At 72.5% G+C, this 18,189-nt stretch carries 16 protein-coding genes; 7 read left to right on the top strand and 9 right to left on the bottom strand.

Annotated elements, in window-relative coordinates; translation table 11 throughout:
• Positions 1–145 precede the first annotated feature (145 nt).
• From ACTWPV_RS28875 to ACTWPV_RS28845, 7 genes are all read left to right on the top strand, one after another.
• Positions 146–1,147, top strand: coding sequence for a LacI family DNA-binding transcriptional regulator (locus ACTWPV_RS28875; protein WP_443154191.1), 1,002 nt, complete (start codon positions 146–148; stop codon positions 1,145–1,147).
• On the top strand, positions 1,144–2,556 hold the full coding sequence (locus tag ACTWPV_RS28870) for a rhamnulokinase (protein ID WP_443154190.1): 1,413 nt from the start codon (positions 1,144–1,146) through the stop codon (positions 2,554–2,556). Before ACTWPV_RS28875 ends, ACTWPV_RS28870 begins: the two co-directional genes overlap by 4 nt.
• Before the next feature lie 79 nt (positions 2,557–2,635).
• The gene (gene fdh, locus ACTWPV_RS28865; RefSeq protein ID WP_443154189.1) at positions 2,636–5,863 is read left to right on the top strand and encodes a formate dehydrogenase; all 3,228 of its coding nucleotides are present in this window, start codon (positions 2,636–2,638) and stop codon (positions 5,861–5,863) included.
• Positions 5,864–5,866: 3 nt separating this feature from the next.
• A complete protein-coding gene (locus ACTWPV_RS28860; protein ID WP_347648852.1) occupies positions 5,867–6,685 on the top strand; it encodes a 4Fe-4S dicluster domain-containing protein in 819 nt (272 codons plus the stop codon).
• Entirely contained in the window at positions 6,682–7,692 is a 1,011-nt protein-coding gene (gene nrfD, locus ACTWPV_RS28855; protein ID WP_347648853.1) for an NrfD/PsrC family molybdoenzyme membrane anchor subunit, read from the top strand. Before ACTWPV_RS28860 ends, nrfD begins: the two co-directional genes overlap by 4 nt.
• Positions 7,689–7,829, top strand: a complete 141-nt coding sequence (locus ACTWPV_RS28850; protein WP_347648854.1) for a hypothetical protein — start codon at positions 7,689–7,691, stop codon at positions 7,827–7,829. Before nrfD ends, ACTWPV_RS28850 begins: the two co-directional genes overlap by 4 nt.
• Before the next feature lie 87 nt (positions 7,830–7,916).
• Positions 7,917–8,453, top strand: a complete 537-nt coding sequence (locus ACTWPV_RS28845) for an NUDIX hydrolase family protein (RefSeq protein WP_443154188.1) — start codon at positions 7,917–7,919, stop codon at positions 8,451–8,453.
• A gap of 7 nt (positions 8,454–8,460) precedes the next feature.
• On the opposite strand, the gene ACTWPV_RS28840 is transcribed toward ACTWPV_RS28845, so the two are convergent.
• From ACTWPV_RS28840 to ACTWPV_RS28800, 9 genes are all read right to left on the bottom strand, one after another.
• A complete protein-coding gene (locus tag ACTWPV_RS28840) occupies positions 8,461–8,979 on the bottom strand; it encodes a hypothetical protein (protein ID WP_443154187.1) in 519 nt (172 codons plus the stop codon).
• A gap of 370 nt (positions 8,980–9,349) precedes the next feature.
• The gene (locus tag ACTWPV_RS28835; RefSeq protein WP_443154186.1) at positions 9,350–10,093 is read right to left on the bottom strand and encodes a carbon-nitrogen hydrolase family protein; all 744 of its coding nucleotides are present in this window, start codon (positions 10,091–10,093) and stop codon (positions 9,350–9,352) included.
• Positions 10,094–10,107: 14 nt separating this feature from the next.
• Positions 10,108–11,724: an ABC transporter ATP-binding protein gene (locus ACTWPV_RS28830; RefSeq protein WP_443154185.1), complete on the bottom strand. Its 1,617-nt coding sequence runs from the start codon at positions 11,722–11,724 to the stop codon at positions 10,108–10,110.
• Complete coding sequence (locus ACTWPV_RS28825; protein WP_347648859.1) at positions 11,721–12,755, bottom strand: serine hydrolase domain-containing protein; 1,035 nt, start codon at positions 12,753–12,755, stop codon at positions 11,721–11,723. Before ACTWPV_RS28825 ends, ACTWPV_RS28830 begins: the two co-directional genes overlap by 4 nt.
• Complete coding sequence (locus ACTWPV_RS28820; protein WP_443154184.1) at positions 12,752–13,927, bottom strand: anhydro-N-acetylmuramic acid kinase; 1,176 nt, start codon at positions 13,925–13,927, stop codon at positions 12,752–12,754. The genes ACTWPV_RS28825 and ACTWPV_RS28820 overlap by 4 nt, the downstream gene beginning before the upstream one ends.
• Entirely contained in the window at positions 13,924–14,823 is a 900-nt protein-coding gene (gene murQ, locus ACTWPV_RS28815; protein ID WP_443154183.1) for an N-acetylmuramic acid 6-phosphate etherase, read from the bottom strand. The genes ACTWPV_RS28820 and murQ overlap by 4 nt, the downstream gene beginning before the upstream one ends.
• Positions 14,820–15,650, bottom strand: a complete 831-nt coding sequence (locus tag ACTWPV_RS28810) for an ABC transporter permease (RefSeq protein WP_443154182.1) — start codon at positions 15,648–15,650, stop codon at positions 14,820–14,822. Before ACTWPV_RS28810 ends, murQ begins: the two co-directional genes overlap by 4 nt.
• Positions 15,647–16,615 carry an ABC transporter permease gene (locus ACTWPV_RS28805; RefSeq protein WP_347648863.1) on the bottom strand — a complete coding sequence of 323 codons (969 nt, stop codon included), beginning with the start codon at positions 16,613–16,615 and terminating at the stop codon, positions 15,647–15,649. Before ACTWPV_RS28805 ends, ACTWPV_RS28810 begins: the two co-directional genes overlap by 4 nt.
• Positions 16,615–18,153 (bottom strand): ABC transporter substrate-binding protein, encoded by a 1,539-nt coding sequence (locus tag ACTWPV_RS28800; RefSeq protein ID WP_443154181.1) that lies wholly within the window; start codon positions 18,151–18,153, stop codon positions 16,615–16,617. Before ACTWPV_RS28800 ends, ACTWPV_RS28805 begins: the two co-directional genes overlap by 1 nt.
• Positions 18,154–18,189 lie beyond the last annotated feature (36 nt).

The following is an 18,189-nucleotide window of genomic DNA, read 5'->3' as shown; positions in this document are numbered from 1 at the left end:
GGAGCGCGGAGCTCAACCGCAGTAGAACGTTTTACTTCCCACGCGGGAGGCTAGAGTCCGTCGCACGGCGGTGTCAACGCGGATCGGCGTCACGACCGGTGCCGCGACTGGCGCGCGCATCGTTAGTACGTTTTAATGAGGGCTCATGGCCATGGTCAGCATCAAGGACGTCGCCGCGCACGCCGGCGTCTCGCCCGGCACGGTCTCCAACGTCCTGAACCGGCCAGGGAAAGTCGCGCCCGCCACCAGGGAGCGGGTGGAGGCGGCCATCAACGAGCTGGGGTTCGTGCGCCACGGCTCGGCGTCGACGCTGCGCGCCGGGCACAGCAGGACGATCGGCCTGAGCGTGATCGACATCGGCAACCCCTTCTTCACCGAGGTCGCCGCCGGCGTCGAGGACGTCGCCAGCGAGCTGGGCTACGCCGTGATCCTCGGCAACTCGGCCGGCTCGCAGGACAAGGAGGACCGCAACCTGCGGGTGCTGGCCGAGCATCGCGTACGCGGGTTGCTGATCACCCCGTCGGGTGAGGACCCCGCGCGGCTCGAACGGCTGCGCGAGCACGGCATCAGCGTCGTGCTCGTCGACCATCCCGCGCACCGGCCCGACCAGTGCGCGGTGGCCGTGGACGACGTCGGCGGCGGCCGGGCCGCGGTCGCCCACCTGCTGGCCAAGGGGGCCCGCAGCGTCGCCTACGTGACCGGCCCGCTGACCATCCGGCAGTGCGTGGAGCGGCGGGAGGGCGCGCGAGCCGCGATGCGGGCCGCCGGCCTCGACCCCGCGGACCTGCGGGTGACCGAGGCGATGACGATGACCGCCCGCGCGGGCGAGAAGGCCGCCGCCGACCTGGTCGCGAGCGGCCTGCCCGAGGCCGTCTTCTGCGCCAACGACCTGCTGGCCCTCGGCGTGCTGCGGGCGCTGCTGCGGGCGGGGGTGCGGGTGCCCGAGGACGTCGCGCTCATGGGCTACGACGACATCGACTTCGCCGCCGCCTCCACCGTGTCGCTCAGCTCGATGCGCCAGCCCACCTACCAGCTCGGCCGCATCGCCACCGAGCTGCTGCTCGACGAGTGCGACAACCCCGAGACGCACGCGCACCAGCACATCATGTTCCAGCCCGAGCTCGTCGCCAGGGAGTCCACGCAGTGAGTCACCGTTTCGCCGCCGTAGACCTGGGCGCCTCCAGCGGCCGGGTGATGCTGGCCGACCTGTCCGGCGGGCTGCGGCTCACCGAGGCGCACCGGTTTCCCAACGGCCCGGTGCGCGTGGCGGACCGCCTCCACTGGGACATCCTCGGCCTCTACCGGGAGATCCTGGCAGGGCTGCGCGCCGCCGGGCCCGTCTCCTCCGTCGGCGTCGACTCGTGGGCGGTCGACTACGGGCTGCTCGACGAGTCGGGCGGGCTGATCGGCAACCCGGTGCACTATCGCGACGACCGTACCCGAGGCGTGCCCGAGCGGGTGGCCGCCCTGGTCGGGGCCGACGCGCTGTACGACGTGTCGGGCCTGCAGGTGCTGCCGTTCAACACCGTCTACCAACTGCTGGCCGACCGGCTCGACGGCGCCGCGACGATGGTGCTGATCCCCGACCTGATCGGCTACTGGCTCACCGGCGAGCTGGGCGCGGAGGTCACCAACGCCTCGACGACGGGGCTGCTCGACGTGCGCACCAGGTCGTGGGCGCGGCCCCTGATCGAGCGGCTCGGGCTGCCGGCCGGCCTCTTCCCGCCGCTGCGCCTGCCCGGCGAGCCGATCGGCGGGCTGCGCCGCGACGTGGCCGCCGAGATCGGCTGGTCCGCACCCGTCATGGCGGTGGGCTCGCACGACACCGCCTCGGCGGTGGCCGCGGTGCCCGCGTCGGGCCCGGCCTTCGCCTACATCTCGTGCGGCACGTGGTCCCTGGCCGGCGTCGAGCTGCCCGGCCCCGTGCTGACCCCGGAGAGCCGGGCCGCGAACTTCACCAACGAGGCCGGCATCGACGGCACCGTCCGCTATCTGCGCAACGTCATGGGCCTGTGGCTGCTCCAGGAGTGCATGCGCGCCTGGCCCGGCTCCGACCTGGGCGACCTGCTGACCGCCGCGGCGGCCGAGCGGCCGTTCGCCGCCGTGGTCAACCCCGACGAGCCGGTGTTCCTGCCGCCGGGCGACATGCCGGCCAGGATCGCGGCCGAGTGCCGACGCACGGGCCAGCGTCCGCCCGGCTCACCCGCCGCCTACACGCGCTGCGTGCTGGAGAGCCTGGCGCTCGGGCACCGGCGGGCCGTGCGCCAGGCGATGGAGCTGTCCGGGCGCGACGTCGAGGTCGTCCACCTGGTGGGCGGCGGGTCGTACAACGAGCTGCTGTGCCGGCTCACCGCCGACGCCTGCGGGCTGCCGGTGGTGGCGGGCCCGGCGGAGGCGACCACGCTCGGCAACGTGCTGGTGCAGGCGCGCGCGGCCGGGCTCGTCTCCGATCTGGAGGAGATGCGCTCGCTGGTCGCCGCCTCCCAGCCGCTGCGCCGCTACGAGCCGTCCGGCGACGACCGCCTCTGGGACGAGGCCGCCGCCCGCGTGTTCTGATCCCCTCTGACCTGCGCTTTCCGGTTTTCTCCCTCGTCGAGTAGGGCACAAGTCGGACCGGGGAGCATCGGGGGGCTTCATGGATCTCACGTGGCCGCTGCTGCGGCAGCTGACCGGCAAGGACCGCACGGGCCGCGGGCAGGCGGTGAAGTCGGCCGCGACGGAGGCGTTGCGGGCCCGCACGGCCGGGGCTGACCGCGTCGTCAAGTCGATCTGCCCGTACTGCGCGGTGGGCTGCGGCCAGAACGTGTACGTACGCGACGAGCGGGTCGTCCAGATCGAGGGCGACCCCGACTCCCCCGTCAGCCGCGGCCGGCTGTGCCCGAAGGGCGCGGCCACCCTGCAGCTCACCACCGATTCCGGCCGGCAGCGCCAGGCGCTCTACCGGCCGCCGGGCGCGGCCGACTGGCAGGCGATCGACCTGGCCACCGCCATGGACATGGTGGCCGACCGGATCATCGCCACCAGGCATGAGACCTGGGAGCAGGAGCGCGACGGCAGGCGCACCGCCCGCACCATGGGCATCGCCAGCCTGGGCGGCGCCACGCTGGACAACGAGGAGAACTACCTCATCAAGAAGCTGCTGACCTCGCTCGGCGTGGTGCAGATCGAGAACCAGGCCCGCGTCTGCCACAGCTCCAGCGTGGTCGGGCTCGGCACGTCGTTCGGCCGGGGCGGCGCCACCACGTTCATGCAGGACCTGCAGCACTCCGACTGCGTGGTCATCCAGGGCTCGAACTTCGCCGAGGCGCACCCGGTGGGCTTCCAGTGGGTGATGGAGGCCAAGGCGCGCGGCGCGGTGGTCATCCACGTCGATCCGCGCTTCACCCGCACCAGCGCGCTGGCCGACCTGCACGTGCCCATCCGCGCCGGCTCGGACGTGGCCTTCCTCGGCGCGATCATCAACCACGTGCTGGAGAACGACCTGTACTTCCACGAGTACGTGGTCAACTACACCAACGCGGCCACCATCCTCAACGAGGACTACCGCGACGCCGAGGACGGAGACGGCGTCTTCTCCGGTTTCGACGCCGCCGGCCACGCCTACGACGACGAGAGCTGGCAGTACGACGGCATGCAGGCCGCGCCCGCGTCGGGCGACCGCGACAGCGACTACCGGCGGCGCTCCGGCCGGGTGCCGCCGGGCCGTACGGAGATCACCGGCAGCGCCGGCATTCCCATGGACGGCACGCCCCGGCGCGACGAGACGCTGCGCGACCCCCGCTGCGTCATGCAGGTCCTGCGCCGCCACTTCGCCCGCTACACGCCGGAGATGGTCGAGCAGGTGTGCGGGGTGCCGCGGCGCCTGTTCGAGGAGGTGTGCCGCCACCTGACGGAGAACTCCGGGCCGGACAGGACCTCCGAGTTCGTCTACGCGGTGGGCTGGACGCAGCACAGCGACGGCTCGCAGTTCGTCAGGGCGGCGAGCATCCTGCAGCTGCTGCTCGGCAACATCGGCAGGCCCGGCGGCGGCATCCAGGCGCTGCGCGGGCACGCCAGCATCCAGGGCTCCAGTGACATCCCCACGCTGTTCAACCTGCTACCGGGCTACATCCCGATGCCGCACGCGCACGAGCACGAGCGGCTGCGCGACTTCCTGCAGGCCGACGCGCCGCACGGTGGGTTCTGGGCGAACATGCCCGCCTACCTGGTGAGCCTGCTCAAGGCCTGGTGGGGTGACTCGGCGCAGCCGGGCAACGACTTCCGCTTCGATCACCTGCCCAGGCTGACCGGCTCGCACAGCACGTACGACACCGTGATGTCGCAGCTGGCCGGCGAGTGCAAGGGCTACATCCTGCTCGGCGAGAACCCGGCGGTCGGCTCGGCGAACGCCAGGATGCAGCGGCTGGGCATGGCCAGGCTCGACTGGCTGGTGGTGCGCGACCTCAACCTGATCGAGAGCGCCACCTGGTGGAAGGACGGCCCGGAGATCGAGACGGGCGAGCTGGCCACGGCGGACATCGGCACGGAGGTGTTCTTCCTGCCGGCGGCGGCGCACACCGAGAAGAGCGGCAGCTTCACCAACACCAACCGGTGGCTGCAGTGGCACCACCAGGCGGTCGAGCCGGCCGGCGACGCGCGCAGCGACCTGTGGTTCATGTACCACCTGGGGCGGATCATCAGGGAGAAGCTGGCCGGCTCGCGGGATCAGAAGGACGCGCCGGTGCTGGAGCTCACCTGGGACTATCCGGTCGAGGGCGCGACGGCCGAGCCCTCGGCGGAGGCGGTGCTGGCCGAGATCAACGGCTGGGACGCGCGGGGACGGCCCCTTTCCGGGTACGCCGAGCTCGCCGACGACGGCTCCACCGCGTGCGGCTGCTGGATCTACTGCGGCGTGTACGCGGGCGGCGTCAACCAGGCGGCCCGCCGCAAGCCCTGGACCGAGCAGAGCTGGATCGCCGCGGAGTGGGCGTGGGCGTGGCCGGCCAACCGGCGCATCCTGTACAACCGGGCCTCGGCCAGGCCCGACGGCAGCCCGTGGAGCGAGCGCAAGCAGCTGGTCTGGTGGGACGAGCAGGCGCAGCGCTGGACCGGCCACGACGTGCCCGACATCGAGGTGGGCAAGAGCCCGGCGTACCGGCCGCCGCCGGACGCCCGCGGGGTGGCGGCGCTGTCGGGGATCGACCCGTTCATCATGCAGGCCGACGGCAAGGGCTGGTTGTTCGCGCCCGCGGGGGTGGTGGACGGGCCGCTGCCCACGCACTACGAGCCGCAGGACTCCCCGGTGGCCAACCCGCTCTACGGGCGGCAGCGCAACCCGGCACGCAAGCTCTACCCGCACGAGGACAACCGTTACCACCCGAGCGGGGACGATCCGGGCGCGTCGGTCTTCCCGTACGTGGTGACGACGTACCGGCTGACCGAGCACTTCACCGCGGGCGGCATGAGCCGCTTCACGCCCTACCTGTCGGAGCTGCAGCCGGAGATGTTCTGCGAGGTCTCGCCCGGCCTGGCCGCCGAGCGCGGGCTCGTGCACGGCGACTGGGCCACGATCATCACCGCGCGCAACGCGATCGAGGCGCGCGTGCTGGTCACCGACCGCATGCCGTCGCTCCATCTCGACGGGCGGGTGCTGCACCAGATCGGGCTGCCGTTCCACTTCGGGCCCAACGGGCTGGCCAAGGGCGACGCGGCCAACGAGCTGGCGTCGATCTCGCTGGATCCGAACTCCCACATCCAGGAGGTCAAGGCCCTGTCGGCGGACATCCTCCCGGGACGGCGGCCGCGAGGCCCGGCGCTGCGCGAGCTGGTCCGCTCCTACCAGCGGCGGGCCGGCATCGGCGAGCACACCGGAACGGAGGTGTGAGCCATGGCCTTCGACCTGGACGAGAAGCTCGCGGACGGCCGTGTCGGCTTCTTCACCGACACCAGCATCTGCATCGGCTGCAAGGCGTGCGAGGTGGCGTGCAAGGAGTGGAACGCCGTCCCCGACGACGGCATGACCTTCACCGGCATGTCGTACGACAACACCGTGGGGCTGGGCGCCGACACGTGGCGGCACGTGGCCTTCGTCGAGCAGCGGCGGCCGCTCGGCCACCAGGAGCCGGGCGTCGGCGACATGGACTTCCGCTGGCTGATGGCCTCCGACGTGTGCAAGCACTGCACCCACGCGGCCTGCCTGGACGTGTGCCCGACGGGGTCGCTGTTCCGCACCGAGTACGGCACCGTCGTGGTGCAGGAGGACGTCTGCAACGGCTGCGGCTACTGCGTGCCCGCCTGCCCGTTCGGGGTGATCGGCAAGCGGGAGACCACGGGTGTGGCGGCCAAGTGCACGATGTGCTACGACCGGCTGGGCGCGGGCGAGGAGCCCGCCTGCGCCAAGACGTGCCCGACCGACTCCATCCAGTTCGGCGACCTGGATGAGCTGCGCGCACGGGCCGAGCGCCGCCTGGAGCAACTGCACGCGGCCGGGACCGGCTCGGCCCGCCTGTACGGCCACGACCCCGGGGACGGCGTGGGCGGCACGGGCGCGTTCTTCCTGCTGCTGGACGAGCCCGAGGTGTACGGCCTGCCGCCCGACCCGGTGGTGACCACCCGTGACCTGCCGTCGATGTGGCGGCACGTGGGGGTCGCCGCCCTGGCCCTGCTCGCCGGCGTGGCCGCGAGCGCGTGGAGGAGACAGTCATGAGCCAGACCGACGTGCGCCTGGACGGCGCGGCCGGGCTGCGCGGCGAGCGCGAGGCCACGCCGGGCTCGGCGGGCCGCAGGCGTGAGCGCCTGCCGGTGCCGAGGGCGGACTTCGAGTCCTACTACGGCCGGCCGGTGTTGAACGAGCCGACCTGGCAGGCGCCCGACATCGCCGGCTACCTGTTCCTCGGCGGTCTGGCCGGCGCCTCGTCGACGCTGGCGGCCGCCGCCGAGCTCACCGGCAGGCCTCACCTGGCCAGGGCGTGCAAGGCCGGCGCCGTGTGCGCGCTGGGCGGGTCGCTCTACGCGCTGATCCACGACCTGGGCCGTCCCGAGCGGTTCGTGAACATGTTGCGGGTGTTCAAGGTGACCTCGCCCATGAGCGTCGGCACCTGGATCCTCACCGGCTACGGCCCGCAGGCCGGGGTGGCGGCGGCCACCGGGCTGACGGGGATGTTCCCCGGGCTGGGCCGGGCCGCCACCATCGGGGCGGGGCTGGCCGGGCCGGCACTGGCGACCTACACCGCCGCGCTGATCTGCGACACCGCGGTGCCCGTCTGGCACGAGGGCCATCGCGAGATGCCGTTCCTGTTCGCCGGTTCGGCGGCGGCAGCGGCCGGCGGGCTGGGCATGCTGGCCGCGCCGGTGTCGGAGGCGGGCCCGGCCCGCCGGGCGGCGCTGCTGGGCGCGGCCGTCGAGTGCGTGGCCGCCGTGCGGATGGAGCGCCGGCTCGGGCCGCTGGCCGAGCCGCTCAAGCGCAGCAGGCTGCTGCGCGCGGGCGAGGCGCTGTCGCTGGCGGGCGCGGTGGCCGGGCTGGTCGCCGGGCGCCTGGGCGGACGGGGCCGGCTCATGGCGATGGCGGCGGGCGCGGCCCTGCTGGCGGGGTCGGCGTGCACCCGGTTCGGGATCTTCCGGGCCGGGATGGAATCGGCGAACGATCCCAAGTACACGGTGCAGCCGCAGCGGAGGCGGCTGGCGAAGGCGAAAGCGGAGGGTGATCTGCGATGAAGCGGAAGGTCGTCGAATATCTGCCGTTCATGGGCATCGTGCTGATGGTCTGCACGGCGTCCTGGCTGGCGGGCAGGTCGTATCCGGCCCGCCCGGCCGCGCTCGGGAGGGTCAGGGGCAGGCACGCGTCGCCGTGAAGCCGCGCGGGGGCCGCCCGCTCCGCCGCTCCACGTCTTGGGCGGGGTCAGGCCGCCTGAGGCCGGCCGGCGACGTACGATCAGCAGATGACCGAAAAGACCGAAACCACGCCTGGATGGCTCGCTCCCGACGAACTGGAGTCGGTGCGCGGCCAGCTGCCCGTCCTCTACGTCGACGCCGTGCCGGTGCGCGTCGACGACACCGGCGTGGTCACCCGCGTCGGCCTGCTGCTGCGCATCGCCGCGGACGGGACCGTCAGCAGGGCGCTGGTTTCGGGGCGGGTGCTGCTCCACGAGCGCATCCGTGACGCGCTCATGCGCCACCTGGAGAAGGACCTCGGCCCCGTGGCGCTGCCGCGCATCCCTGCCTCGCCGCAGCCGTACACGGTCGCGGAGTATTTCCCCACGCCCGGCATCACCCCCTACCACGATCCGCGCCAGCACGCGGTGTCGCTGGCCTACATCGTGCCCGTCGCCGGCGACTGCCGGCCCCGGCAGGACGCCCTCGACCTGGTGTGGTTCACCCCGGAGGAGGCTGCCTCGCCGATGGTGCAGCAGGAGATGGCGGGCGGGCAGGGCGTGCTGCTGAAGCAGGCGCTGGCCCACGTCGGCTGCCTGCCCTGAGCGGAGGTCAGGGCCGCTCGGCGCCCCGGCGCACCCAGTCGTACAGCGGGTCGCCGGGGCACGAGGTGGCGTAGCCGTCCCGGTGTCCCTTGACCTCGTCCCCCGCGTCGCCGTGCTCGCGCAGGTATTCGACGGCGTCGACGAGGGCGTGCAGCAGGTCGTCGTTGGGCTTGGTGAGCCCCGAGCTGCCGACCAGCGCGAGCACCGCGTAGTGGCCGGCGTTGAGGCCGGCGCCGTTGGCCGCGGGCAGCGCGTGGGGGCCGCGGCCCATGAACGTGTGGCGGTGGGGGCAGCACACCATGGTGTAGCCGAGGTCGATGTAGGTCTCGCCGCGGCCGCCCGACATGTGCATGCTCTGGATGTCTCGCACCAGCTCGCCGCACTTGTCGTGGTTGGCGGGCTCGGCGAGGTCGGCCGGCACCTTGCCGCCGGTGTAGTGGATCTTCACGCCCTTGGTCGATTCCAGGCGGGTGTAGTCACTGGCCGGCTTCTTCGCGTGCCACTCGGCACGGGTGATCAGATTCATGAGATCCTCTCCTGAACGGCACACTCTAGCCATCACCCTGCCAACTTTGCGTAGCGAGCAAATCACGCATCGTCACCACAGTGGCCTGCCGCGGGGGTGAGGGTTACCTGCCGTTTCGCTGGTAACGCGAGGGAAACACCCCGATCGTCAGACTCGGATCATGTGCCCCCGGTTGCTGCGATTTATCGTGATTCTTTCCGGCGTGGCGCTGCTCATCGCCGCGCTCGTCCTGGCTCTGGACCGCCCCCAGGAGGAGCACTCGCCCTCCACCCTGGCATCCCCCCGGCCGGACACCCTGGTCATCGAGATCACGCCGCCCGCCACGCCGTTCGTTCCCGGCAAGGAGAGGTGCCGCGAGGTGCGGGCCCTCCTATCGAAAGCCACGCTCCGCCCGGTCGCGCCGGAAGGCGTCCAGCCGGTCGAAGTCGAGATCGTACGCCGACACTTCGGCGGGCGGAGGGCCGGAGAAGAAACCCTCGTGCGTCCGCGGGCAGGGGTCGGCGAACCCGGTGACTCCGGCGCACGGATGCCCGAGGTAGGTGGCCTCGTGGTGCCAGTCGCTGACGGCCACGTACGTCATGAACTCGTACGCCCGGGCCACGCTCATGTGCCGCCACAACTCGCGCGCTGGGGCGGGGCCGTCCCAGCGGGTGAGGGAGAAGGCGGGCACCAGGACCGCGTCGAGCCCGTCGTGCCCGGCCAGGCTCCCCGAATACCACAGGTCGGCGCAGAGCAGGACGCGCAGGCGCCGGCCGTGCAGGTCGAAGCCGGCGCCGGGCCGGCCGGGCAGCACTCCGGAGCGCAGTTCGACCCCGTAGGGGTGGACCTTGTCGTACTCGGCCAGCAGCGTGCCGTCCGCGCCGAACACGGCGCCCCTGTTGATCGGGCCACCGTTGACGGCGTCGTAGTGCGAGCCGCCGACGACGGCCATCCCGGACCGCAGGGCCAGCGTGCGGACCCGGTCGAGGTAGCCGGCGCGGGGCAGGCTCGACCCGGCCAGCTCGGGCAGCAGCATCACGTCACCGGCGTGGGAGGCGACGAGCTCCTCGATCGCGTCGAAGTTGGCGTGGCCGTCGGGGGACCAGTGGGGAGGTTGAACCAGGAGGATCTTCACATTCCTACTGTGGCTCAGGCGAGGTTGCCCGGGATTGCGGCGAGCAACTCGCGGGTGTAGTCGTCCGACGGATGGTCGAAGATCTCCTCGGCGGTGCCGCTCTCCACGATCCGCCCCTCGCGCATGACGTGCACGGCGTGCGAGATCATCCGTACCACGGCCAGGTCGTGGCTGATGAACAGGTAGCTCAGCCCCAGCTCCCGCTGCAGATCGGCGAGCAGCTCCAGGATCTGCGCCTGCACCAGCACGTCGAGCGCCGAGACCGCCTCGTCGAGCACGACCAGCTCCGGCGAGAGGGCGAGGGCCCTGGCGATGGCCACCCGCTGGCGCTGGCCCCCGGACAGCTCGTGGGGCAGCCGCTCGGCCGTCGACGCCGGCAGCGACACCTTCTCCAGCAGCTCGGCCGCCGCCCTTCTGCGGTCGGCCGCCGTACCGACGCGGTGCACGCGCAGCGGCTCGGCGATCGACTTGCCGACCGTGTAGCGGGGGTCGAGCGAGGCGTACGGGTTCTGGAAGACCGGCTGGACCCGCCTGCGGAACGCGAACAGGTCACGCCGGCCCAGCGCCGTCATGTCCGTGCCGTCGAAGCGGATGCGTCCCGAGGTGAGGTCTTCGAGGCCGAGCAGCAGGTTGGCGGTGGTCGACTTGCCCGAGCCCGACTCGCCCACGATGGAGACGGTGCTGCCGCGCGGAATGGTGAAGGAGACCGCGTCCACCGCGGTGATCTCCTCACCGGTGCCCCTGAGCGGGTAGACCTTCCGCAGGTCCTCGACGACGGCCAGGTCGCCGGCCGGGTCGCCGGCCGGGTCGCCGGCCGGGCGCGGCGGTTCGAGCAGGCGCACCGACGACAGGCTCGGCACGGCCTTCAGCAGCCGCCTGGTGTACTCGTGCCCGGGCTCGGCCAGGATGGCGGCGGCAGGCCCCGTCTCGACGATCTCGCCCTGGTACATGACGGCCACCACGTCGGCCCGCTCGGCGGCCAGCGCCAGGTCGTGCGTGATGAGGAAGACCGCCGTGCCCATCTCGGCGGTCAGCTGCCCGAGCTGGTCGAGGATGCGCCGCTGCACGGTGACGTCGAGCGCGGAGGTCGGCTCGTCGGCGATGAGCAGCCTGGGCCTGCAGGCCAGCCCCATGGCGATCAGGGCCCGCTGCCGCATGCCGCCGGAGAACTCGTGCGGGTACTGCCCGATCCGCCGCTCGGGGTCGGGGATGCCCGCCATGTCCAGCAGCTCGACCACGCGGCCGCGGGCGGCCTTTCCCGCGGCGACGCCGTGCACCTCCAGGGCCTCGGCGATCTGGTCGCCGATGCGCATGAGCGGGTTGAGGTTCGACATCGGGTCCTGCGGCACCAGGCCGATGCCCGCCCCGCGGATCGCCGTCATCTCGCGCTGGCTCGCCGTGGCCAGGTCGCGGCCGTCGAAGAGCACCTGGCCGCCGGTGATGCGGCCGTTGCCGGGCAGCAACCGGTTGACCGCGGCCGCCGTGGTGGACTTGCCCGACCCCGACTCGCCGACGACCGCCACGGTCTGGCCGGGCAGGATCTCCATCGAGACGTTCCTGACGACGGTGACGTCCTGCCGCCGGGTGCGGAAGGCGACCGAGAGGTCGCGGATCTCCAGGAGCGGGCTCATACGGTCCTCGATCGTTCGGTGGTGGCCTGCAGCAGGTCGGCCCAGAGCTCCTCGGTCGGCACCGGGACGCCCTCGACGAGCAGGCGGTTGCTCGCGAGCACGAGGGCGATGTCGCGGCCGGGCACGAAGCCGACGGCGCAGCCCACGTAGCCGGGGTGGCCGAGCACGGTGACCGTCTCGCCGGCGAGCGCCAGGTCGTACCTGCGGAAGCCGAGCGCCTGCGCGGGATCGGGGCCGGGGGCGAAGAACTCCCGTGCCACCTCGGGCCGCCACAGCCGGTCGTGCTCCTCGTAGCGGGACATCGCGGTGCAGTACTTGAGGAGGTCGGGCACGGTCGAGAAGAGCCCCGCGTGCCCGGAGACCCCGCCGAAGGCGTGGTGGGCGTTGCCGTCGGCGACCTGCCCGAGCACGGGCGCGCGGCGCCAGCCGGCGAAGTCGCCGCTGCGGTAGGGCACGGGGTACGGCTCCCCCGTGTCCAGCATGCGCATCTCGACCCGGTCGTCCAGGGCGCTCATGGCCACCTCGGAGCCGGCCGGGCGGGCGTAGGTGGTCGAGGTGAGCCCGAGCGGCCGGGTGACCAGCTCGGCCACGGCCCGCTCAAGGCGCATCCCGGTGACGGCCGAGACGATCCGGCCCAGCAGGACGAAGCCGAGGTCGGAGTAGTGCCGTGCGCGGCCGGGACGGTAGCGCGGCGGCGGCAGCCGCGGCTGGATGTAGAGCGGCCACCACTCCCACAGGCCGCCCCGGTGCAGCAGCAGGTCCCGCACGGTGATCGCCTCGTACGACCGCGGCAGGTACGCGCTGAGCGGCGCGTCGAGGTCCACGAGACGGTCGGACACCAGGCGGATGAGCGCCGTCGTGGTGGCCAGGATCTTGGTGACCGAGGCGAGGTCGTGGTGGGTGCCGAGGGTCATCGCGGCGACGCCCTCGCGCTCGCCGTCGACCCAGCGCACGGTGCGGTGGCCGGTGCACTCGGTGAGGTCGAACCAGGGCGTGCGCGCGGCCATGACGACGCCGGGTGGCGCCTTCACCGCGCCAGCACCAGGGCGCGGGGCGAGCCGGCGAGCGGCGCGGGCAGCACGAGCGGGCCCGCGCCCGGGGTCAGGGTGCCGAGCACGCGGGCGGCCCGCGCGCCCGTACCGCCGGGCACGGTGCCCGGCAGGCCGTGCGCGCTCAGCCAGCCGATGAGGGCGAACGCGATGGCCTCCTTGTCGTCGGCGGGGGCGCCCAGGTCGTCGGACGGCCGCACGTTCACGGCGGGCAGCGCCGAGCGCAGTCCGTCCATGATCACCGGGTTGCGGCAGCCGCCGCCGGAGACGACCAGCGTGCTCACCTCCGCGGCCCGCACGTCGTGGGCGACCGTGCGCACGGTCAGTTCCGTGAGCGTGGCCACCAGGTCGGCGTCGCCCACCTCGCCGCCCGCCGCACCTCCCGACCGGGCCAGCGCCTCCTCGACGTAGCCGGGGTGGAACAGCTCCTTGCCGGTGCTCTTGGGCGGGGCCAGCCGGTAGTAGGGCTCGTCGAGCAGCGCCTCCAGCAGCCGCGGCCGCACCTGCCCCGACGCCGCGATCCGACCGTCCTCGTCGAAGCCGCGGCCGTTCAGCCCTCTGCCCGTCACCACGGCGTCGATGAGCGCGTTGGCCGGGCCGATGTCGTAGGCGTACAGCTCGGCGCCGCGCACCACGGTCATGTTGGCGATGCCGCCCAGGTTGAGCGCGCCCGCGCCGCCGTCGTACGCGCCGAGCAGCAGCCCGTCCAGCACCGACACCAGCGGGGCGCCGTGCCCGCCCGCCGTGATGTCCCTGATGCGCACGTCGGACAGCACGGGCGTTCCCGTGCGCTCGGCGATCCAGGCCGGCTGGCCGATCTGCAGGGTGCCGCGCGCGTGCGCCCCCTCGACCCAGTGGAAGACGGTCTGCCCGTGGGAGACGATCAGGTCGACGGGGTCGTCCTCGGCGATCGCCGCGGCGGCGGCCTCGGCGAAGCACTGCCCGATGAGCGTGTCGAGCACGCACACCTCGGCCAGCGTCGCGGGGGCGGGCGGCAGCGCCGCGATCAGCCGGGCGCGCAGGTCCTCCGGGTACGGTGTGCTCGCCGTGTGGCCGACCCGCCCGTGGAGCACGCCGCCCGTCAGCTCGAAGTCCACCACCGCCACGTCGATCCCGTCGTGCGACGTGCCGGAGATCATCCCGAGAACCCTCATGCCCACTCCTCCAGTGCAGCGCGCAGCCTGCCGCCGACCGCGGCCAGCCGCGCCGCCGCGTCCCGCGGGGCCAGGCCGAAGCGGGCGGCGACGACCGCCTGTCTCACGTTGAAACCGTTGGCGTCCAGCACGGCCAGCGCCTCCTCGCGCCCCGCGCCCGTGATCGTGCGCACGATGCGCACGGCCCGCTCGCGCAACTTGCCGTTGGTCGCCTTCACGTCGACCATCAGGTTCCCGTACGTCTTGCCGAGCTGCACCATGACGATCGTCGAGAACATGTTGAGCACGAGCTTCTGCGCTGTGCCCGCCTTGAGCCTGGTCGAGCCGCTGACCACCTCGGGCCCGACGAGCACCTCGACGGCGTGCGCGGCGGCCGCGCTCAGCGGCGTGCCCGCGTTGCAGGACAGCCCCACGGTCAGCGCGCCCAGCTCCCCGGCCCGCCGCACCGCGGCCACCACGTACGGGGTGCGCCCGCTGGACGCGATGCCCACGACGGTGTCGAGCGGTCCCACACCGGCCGCGTCGACGGCCGCCGCCCCGGCCTCCTCGTCGTCCTCGGCGCCTTCGCAGGGCGACACGATCGCGCTCTCACCGCCGGCGATGATGGCGAAGACCTGCTCGGGCGGCGTGCCGAACGTGGGCGGGCATTCGGAGGCGTCCAGCACGCCGAGCCGGCCGGGGGTGCCAGCGCCGACGTAGACGAGCCGGCCGCCGGCCCGCACGCGTTCGGCGGTGGCCTCGATCGCCTCGGTGATCCGCGGCAGCGCCTGGGCGACCGCGGCGGGGACTGTGGCGTCGGCCGCGTTCATGGTCGCGGCCAGCTCGCCCACGCTCATCGTGTCGATCCCGGCGAACCGGGGGTCGGCCGTTTCCGTCGTCAGGTGTGAGAGGTTCACCGCTTGCCTCGGTTTCGCGGGTCGAGAGTGTCACGCAGGCCGTCACCGAGCAGGTTCAGGCCCACCACGAGCAGGACGACGACGGCGCCAGGCGCGATCAGCGTCCAGGGGGCGACGAAGACCAGGCTGCGCGCCTCGAAGATCATCGATCCGAGCGAGGGCGCCGGCGGCGGCGTGCCCAGGCCGAGGAAGCTCAGCGACGCCTCGGTGAGCACCGCCCACGACAGCGAGAGCGCGACCTGGACGACGATGATCGAGGTGATGTTGGGCAGCACGTGGCGCAGCATGATCTGCCAGCGGCTCAGGCCGGTCGAGACGGCCGCCTTGACGTACTCGATCTCCCTGAGCGACAGCACGGGCCCGCGGGTGACGCGGATGAAGATGGGCACGTACACGATCGCGATGGCCACGGCGATGGTGAACCGGTTGCGGTCCAGCACCGAGGCCAGCGACAGCGCCAGCAGCAGCGGCGGGAACGCGAACAACACGTTCGTGACGCCGCCGATCGCGCCGTCGGCGACGCCGCGGTAGAAGCCGGACACGAGCCCGCCCAGCGTGCCCACCACGGTCGCGAACGCCACCGCCACGACCGCGACGAACGCGGAGTTGCCCACGCCGGCCGCCACGCGGGAGAACACGTCCCTGCCGAACTGGTCGGTGCCGAACAGGTGCTCGCCCGACGGCGCGCGGAACCGCGACGGCGGATGCTGGGCGATCGGGTCGTACGGCAGCAGCCCCGCGTACGACAGCGCCGCCACGGCGGCCAGCAGCACGAGGATGACGACGCCCGCGACCCCGGCGGGGCTGCGCCGCAGTAGCGCGGTCACGACGCCCTCACCCGCGGGTCGATGATCCGGTAGAGCGCGTCGGTCAGGAGGTTGACGACGACGAACGCCAGCGCGATCACCAGCACGGTGCTCTGCACGACCGCGTACTCCTTCTGCTGGATGCCCAGCAGCACCTGCCGGCCGATGCCCGGCACGGAGAAGATCTGCTCGACCACCACCGCGCCGCCGAGCAGGTAGCCGAACTGCAGGCCCGTCATGGTGACGATGGGCACGAGCGCGTTGCCGAGCACGTGCCTGACCTGCAGCCGCCGCTCCGGAACGCCCTTGGCCCGGGCGGTGCGCACGAAGTCGTGCGAGCGCACCTCGAGCACCGCCGTGCGGGTGGTGCGCAGGATCGGCGCCGCGATGCCGAAGCCGAGGACGAGCGCGGGCAGGAACATCTGCTGCAGGTTGAGCAGCGGGTCCTCGATGAGCGTGGCGAAGCCCTGCCCGTTGGGGTTGAACCCGAACGAGGCCGCGAAGATCGACAGCAGCGTGGTGGCCAGCAGGAAGGCCGGGATCGACAGCCCGGCCAGGCTCACGACCTGGCCGAAGGCGTCCCTGGGTGCGTTGGCCTTCGACGCCGAGAGCATGCCGAGCGGCACCCCGATCAGCAGGGCCAGCACGATGGAGAAGACCGCCAGCTCGAACGTCACCGGCAGCGCGTGCAGGGTCAGGTCGAGCACGCTCTGCTGGGAGCGCGCCGAGTAGCCGAAGTTCCCGGTGAACATGTTGCCGAGCCAGGCGAAGAACTGCGTGACCAGCGGCTGGTCGAGGCCGTAGTACTGCTCGAGCGCCTGCTTCTGCGCCGGGGTGAGCGCCGCGGCCTCGGTGCCGAGCCCTGCCGTGATCTGGTTGCCGGGGATCGCCCGGAGCATGACGAACACGAACACGGCCACCCCGAACAGGGTGCCCACCGTGCTCGCCACGCGCCGTACGGCGCGGTTGCCTGCGATCCGGCGCATCAGCTGACGGACGTGGTGCGCAGGTACTGCAGCGAGCCGCTGGCCATGGGGACGAAGCCCTGCACGTTCGAGGTGGTCGCGGTGTAGGTGTAGCCGGCGAACAACCAGATCCAGGCGGCGTTGTCCTCCAGGTGGGCGGCGACCTGGTCGTAGATCGACTTGCGGGCGGCCTGGTCGGTGGTCGCCTTGCCCTCGGCGAACAGCTTGTCCAGTTCGGGCGAGCTGTAGCCGGCGACCTTGTTGAGGTTGCCGTCGCTGGTGAAGTAGCGGCCGTAGGAGCCGTCGGGGTCGGGCCGGCCGCCGTTGAGCGCGACGGCGGCGTCGAAGTCGGCCGCCACCCAGCGGTCCACGAACGCGCCCGACTCCAGCACCTCCAGCTCCAGGTTGATCTTGGCCTCGGCGAGCTGCGCCTTGAGGTTCTGGGCCTCGTTGACGGAGGTGGCGTACTCGCCCTGCGAGACGATGGTCTTGACGGTCACCCCGCCGGACTTGCCGGCCTTGGCGAGATAGCCGGCCGCCTTGGACAGGTCGCGGGTGGGGCAGGGGCGCTTGGCCGGGTCCGACTTGTAGGCCGGGGCGGTGATCGGGCCGGTCACCTCGCCCTCGCCGAGCGCGGCCGTGTCGAGCACCTGCTTGCGGTCGATGGCGCACTGGATCGCCAGCCGCACGTTGACGTCCTTGAGGTCGCCGTGGCTCGCGTTGAGCTGGAGGACGTGGTAGCTGAGCTGCGGCGTCTTGGCGACGGTGATGGTGCCGCCGCCCTCGGCGGTCTGGGCGACGAGCGGGTCGTCGAAGACCGCGAGCTGCACGTTGCCCGACTGCATCGCCGACACGATGGACGACTCGTCGGGGATCACCCGGAACTCGACCGTCGGGACCTTCGGCTTCTCGGGGCCCCAGTACTTGTCGTTCCTGGCCAGCGTGATCGACTGGCTGGCCACGCGCTTGCTCAGCGTGAACGGCCCCGTGCCGTTGGGGGTGGTGGCGAGCTCCTGCTCGGTGTCGTCGGAGGAGAGGATGGCCATGTTGACGGTGGCGAGGTTGGCGGGCAGCGCCGCGTCGGGGCCGGTCAGCTCCAGCACCACCGTGCTCGCGTCGGGCGCCTCGACGGACTTCACCGACGACAGCGACGCCCTGGCCACCGCCGCCGTCTTCTCGTCCATGATCTTCTCGAGGGACGCCTTGACGTCCTCGGAGTCGAGCGCGCTGCCGTCGGCGAAGGTCACGCCCTGGCGGAGCTTGAGGGTGAGCTTCTCGCCGTCCTTCGAGGTCTCCCACGACTCGGCCAGCCCCGGCACCACGTTGAGGTCCTTGTCGAACTCCGTGAGCGTGCCGTAGAGGTTCTGCAGCACGTTGACGGCCTGGAACTGGGTGGCCTTCCAGGGGAACAGCGTGTCGGGGTCGGAGGTCACGCCGACCACCAGGCCCTTGGCGGGGGTGTCGCCGCCGGCTGCGGGGCCGGAGGACGACGAGCAGCTGGTGAGGGCGATGGACAGCGCCGCGGCGATGCCGACCGCGGAGAGCGCGCCACGGGGCATGTGGTCTCCTCGGAGGAGTAGGTCATAAAATTACGC

The sequence above is a fragment of the Nonomuraea sp. KM88 genome (assembly GCF_052245635.1).
Classification (GTDB): domain Bacteria; phylum Actinomycetota; class Actinomycetes; order Streptosporangiales; family Streptosporangiaceae; genus Nonomuraea.
Note: the sequence above shows the minus strand (reverse complement) of the source record. Positions and strands in the feature narration are given on the sequence as shown.

What these genes read in the sequence shown, in the direction of transcription:
- ACTWPV_RS28805 (WP_347648863.1), bottom strand. Translation starts at nt 16,615, where the DNA reads ATGCGCCGGATCGCAGGCAACCGCGCCGTACGGCGCGTGGCGAGCACG.
- ACTWPV_RS28800 (WP_443154181.1), bottom strand. Translation starts at nt 18,153, where the DNA reads ATGCCCCGTGGCGCGCTCTCCGCGGTCGGCATCGCCGCGGCGCTGTCC.
- ACTWPV_RS28820 (WP_443154184.1), bottom strand. Translation starts at nt 13,927, where the DNA reads ATGAGGGTTCTCGGGATGATCTCCGGCACGTCGCACGACGGGATCGAC.
- fdh (WP_443154189.1), top strand. Translation starts at nt 2,636, where the DNA reads ATGGATCTCACGTGGCCGCTGCTGCGGCAGCTGACCGGCAAGGACCGC.
- nrfD (WP_347648853.1), top strand. Translation starts at nt 6,682, where the DNA reads ATGAGCCAGACCGACGTGCGCCTGGACGGCGCGGCCGGGCTGCGCGGC.
- ACTWPV_RS28875 (WP_443154191.1), top strand. Translation starts at nt 146, where the DNA reads ATGGCCATGGTCAGCATCAAGGACGTCGCCGCGCACGCCGGCGTCTCG.
- ACTWPV_RS28830 (WP_443154185.1), bottom strand. Translation starts at nt 11,724, where the DNA reads ATGAGCCCGCTCCTGGAGATCCGCGACCTCTCGGTCGCCTTCCGCACC.
- ACTWPV_RS28840 (WP_443154187.1), bottom strand. Translation starts at nt 8,979, where the DNA reads ATGAATCTGATCACCCGTGCCGAGTGGCACGCGAAGAAGCCGGCCAGT.
- ACTWPV_RS28850 (WP_347648854.1), top strand. Translation starts at nt 7,689, where the DNA reads ATGAAGCGGAAGGTCGTCGAATATCTGCCGTTCATGGGCATCGTGCTG.
- ACTWPV_RS28860 (WP_347648852.1), top strand. Translation starts at nt 5,867, where the DNA reads ATGGCCTTCGACCTGGACGAGAAGCTCGCGGACGGCCGTGTCGGCTTC.
- ACTWPV_RS28845 (WP_443154188.1), top strand. Translation starts at nt 7,917, where the DNA reads ATGACCGAAAAGACCGAAACCACGCCTGGATGGCTCGCTCCCGACGAA.